This is a genomic window from Acinetobacter sp. ABJ_C5_2 (assembly GCF_044538485.1).
In the GTDB taxonomy this organism is placed as follows: domain Bacteria; phylum Pseudomonadota; class Gammaproteobacteria; order Pseudomonadales; family Moraxellaceae; genus Acinetobacter; species Acinetobacter nosocomialis_A.
Window position 1 is genome coordinate 1 of the sequence record NZ_JBIUCS010000052.1, and the last position, 4,224, is coordinate 4,224.

1 protein-coding gene is annotated in these 4,224 nt (G+C 45.1%); it reads left to right on the plus strand.

Annotated features, from left to right (window positions below; translation table 11 throughout):
- Window positions 1-4,224, plus strand: a 4,224-nt coding sequence (locus ACH8JV_RS18965) for a beta strand repeat-containing protein (RefSeq protein WP_396523169.1), incomplete at both ends; no start/stop codon positions are given.

The following is a 4,224-nucleotide window of genomic DNA, read 5'->3' on the forward strand; positions in this document are numbered from 1 at the left end:
AGTTAGGTGAAACGGTTAACTTTGCAGATGGTACCAACACCACAGCAGTGTATGACCCAGCAACCAATACCTATAAATACAATGTAAATGACAACATTGCATTAACCAATGCGGGCAGTTTAACGGTCGGGAATAGCAAGGTTGATAACAACGGATTAACTATTACTGGCGGTCCAAGTGTAACCACTGCAGGTATTAATGCAGGCAACCAGAAGATTACTAATGTTACAGCAGGAACCAATGCGACTGATGCGGTCAATGTAAGTCAGTTAAATGCAACCAACCAGAATGTAACGACTGCGCAAAATACTGCAAACACGGCAATGACGAATGCAGCAGCAGCACAAGCAACAGCAGATAAAGGTCTGAACTTTAGTGTTAATGGTGACACAGCGGATAACGTGAAGTTAGGTGAAACGGTTAACTTTGCAGATGGTACCAACACCACAGCAGTGTATGACCCAGCAACCAATACCTATAAATACAATGTAAATGACAACATTGCATTAACCAATGCGGGCAGTTTAACGGTTGGTAACACCAAGGTTGATAACAGTGGCCTAACCATTACAGGCGGTCCAAGTGTAACGACTGCAGGTATCAATGCAGGCAACCAGAAAATTACCAATGTTACAGCAGGTACTATCTCATCTACATCAACAGATGCAGTGAATGGTAGCCAGTTAAATGCGACTAACCAGAATGTAACTGCTGCTCAAAATACTGCAAATACAGCAGTGACCAATGCTGCTGCAGCACAAGCAACGGCTGATAAAGGCCTGAACTTTAGTGTTAATGGTGGTACGGCAGACAATGTGAAGTTAGGTGAAACGGTTAACTTTGCAGATGGCACCAACACCACAGCAGTGTATGATCCTGCAACCAACACCTATAAATACAATGTAAATGACAACATTGCATTAACCAATGCAGGTAGTTTAACAGTTGGCAATACTAAAGTTGATAACAGTGGTTTAACGACTGGCAATACTAAGATTGATAATAGCGGATTAACCATTACTGGTGGTCCAAGTGTAACAACTGTCGGCATTAATGCAGGTAACCAGAAAATTACCAACGTTGCGGCAGGGACTATTTCATCTACGTCAACAGATGCAGTGAATGGTAGCCAGTTAGATGCGACCAACCAGAATGTAACCACTGCGCAAAATACTGCAAACACGGCAATAACGAATGCAGCAGCAGCGCAAGCGACAGCAGACAAAGGCCTGAACTTTAGTGTCAATGGTGGTACGGCAGACAACGTGAAGTTAGGTGAAACGGTTAACTTTGCAGATGGCACCAACACCACTGCAGTATATGACCCTGCAACCAATACCTATAAATACAATGTGAATGACAACATTGCATTAACCAATGCGGGTAGCTTAACAGTTGGCAATACTAAAGTTGATAACAGTGGTCTAACCATTACCGGCGGCCCAAGTGTAACCACTGCCGGCATTAATGCGGGTAATCAGAAGATTACCAACGTGGCAGCAGGAACAATTTCTGCGACCTCTACAGATGCAGTAAATGGTAGCCAGTTAAATGCAACCAATCAGAATATAACAACTGCCCAGAACACAGCAAACACAGCAGTCAGCAATGCAGCAGCAGCCCAAGCGATGGCAGATAAAGGCCTGAACTTTAGTGTCAATGGTGGTACGGCTGACAATGTGAAGCTGGGTGAAACGGTTAACTTTGCAGATGGCACCAACACCACAGCAGTGTATGATCCTGCAACCAATACCTATAAATACAATGTGAATGACAACATTGCATTAACCAATGCTGGCAGCTTAACAGTAGGCAGTACTAAGGTTGATAACAGTGGTTTAACCATTACCGGTGGCCCAAGTGTAACAACTGCAGGTATTAATGCTGCTAACCAGAAGATTACCAATGTAGCAGCAGGCACTAATGCAACTGATGCTGTTAATGTAAGTCAACTTGGTGCAGTAACTACAGCCGCGAATACCAAGACAGATGCTTTAGGTACAAGTACGGCAAGCAATCTGGGTGGAGGTGCAGTCTATAATCCGGTTACAGGTGCAGTCAGTTCACCAGTCTATAGTGTGAATGGCAACAACGTGAATAACGTGGGCGATGCGATCACTGCATTGGACAAAGGCTGGACCTTGCAAAGCAATGGTGCCAATGCAGGTGCAGTGAAAGCTGGCGATACAGTTGACATTGGTACGGTTGCAGGCGAAAGCAACCTGAAAGTAACCAAGACTGGTAACAAGATCCAGTATGCACTGAACCGTGATCTTAATATTGACAGCGTAACGGCAGGCGACAGCAAGCTAGATACCAATGGTCTCACCATTGCTGGTGGCCCAAGTGTGACCAAGTCTGGTATTGATGCAGCTAACCAGAAGATTACTAACGTTGCAGCAGGGACTATTTCTGCTACATCAACAGATGCAGTGAATGGTAGTCAGTTAAATGCGACCAACCAGAATGTAACGACTGCACAAAACACTGCAAACACAGCAGTCAGCAATGCAGCAGCAGCCCAAGCCACAGCAGACAAAGGCCTGAACTTTAGTGTCAATGGTGGTACGACAAACAATGTGAAGTTAGGTGAAACGGTTAACTTTGCAGATGGTACCAACACCACAGCAGTGTATGACCCAGCAACCAATACCTATAAATACAATGTAAATGACAACATTGCATTAACCAATGCGGGCAGTTTAACGGTTGGTAACACCAAGGTTGATAACAGTGGCTTAACTATTAGTGGTGGCCCAAGTGTAACAACTGCAGGTATTAATGCAGGCAACCAGAAGATTACCAATGTTACAGCAGGAACCAATGCGACTGATGCGGTCAATGTAAGTCAGTTAAATGCAACCAACCAGAATGTAACGACTGCGCAAAATACTGCAAACACGGCAATGACGAATGCAGCAGCAGCACAAGCAACGGCAGACAAAGGTCTGAACTTTAGTGTGAATGGCGGTACGGCTGACAATGTGAAGCTGGGTGAAACGGTTAACTTTGCAGATGGCACCAACACCACAGCAGTGTATGATCCTGCAACCAATACCTATAAATACAATGTGAATGACAACATTGCATTAACCAATGCCGGCAGCTTAACAGTAGGCAGTACTAAGGTTGATAACAGTGGTTTAACCATTACCGGTGGCCCAAGTGTAACGACTGCGGGTATCAATGCTGCTAACCAGAAGATTACCAATGTAGCAGCAGGCACTAATGCAACTGATGCTGTTAATGTAAGTCAACTTGGTGCAGTAACTACAGCCGCGAATACCAAGACAGATGCTTTAGGTACAAGTACGGCAAGCAATCTGGGTGGAGGTGCAGTCTATAATCCGGTTACGGGCGCAGTCAGTTCACCAGTCTATAGCGTGAATGGCAACAACGTGAACAACGTTGGTGACGCGATTACAGCACTGGATAAAGGCTGGACACTACAAAGCAATGGTACCAATGCAGGTGCAGTGAAAGCTGGTGATACAGTTGACATTGGTACGGTTGCAGGCGAAAGCAACCTGAAAGTAACCAAGACTGGTAACAAGATCCAGTATGCACTGAACCGTGATCTAAATATTGACAGCGTAACGGCAGGCGACAGCAAGCTAGACACCAATGGTCTAACCATTGTTGGTGGTCCAAGCGTGACCAAGTCTGGCATTAATGCGGGTAATCAGAAGATTACCAACGTGGCAGCAGGAACAATTTCTGCGACCTCTACAGATGCAGTAAATGGTAGCCAGTTAAATGCGACCAACCAGAATGTAACGACTGCCCAGAACACTGCAAATACAGCAGTGACGAATGCAGCAGCAGCCCAAGCAACGGCAGACAAAGGCCTGAACTTTAGTGTGAATGGTGGTACGGCTGATAATGTGAAGCTGGGTGAAACGGTTAACTTTGCAGATGGCACCAACACCACTGCAGTATATGACCCTGCAACCAATACCTATAAATACAATGTGAATGACAACATTGCATTAACCAATGCGGGTAGCTTAACGGTCGGTAACACCAAGGTTGATAACAATGGTTTAACCATTGCGGGTGGTCCAAGCGTGACCAAGTCTGGTATTGATGCAGGCAATCAGAAGATTACCAATGTAGCAGCAGGCACTAATGCAACTGATGCTGTTAATGTAAGTCAACTTGGTGCAGTAACTACAGCCGCGAATACCAAGACAGATGCTTTAGGTACAAGTACGGCAAGCAATC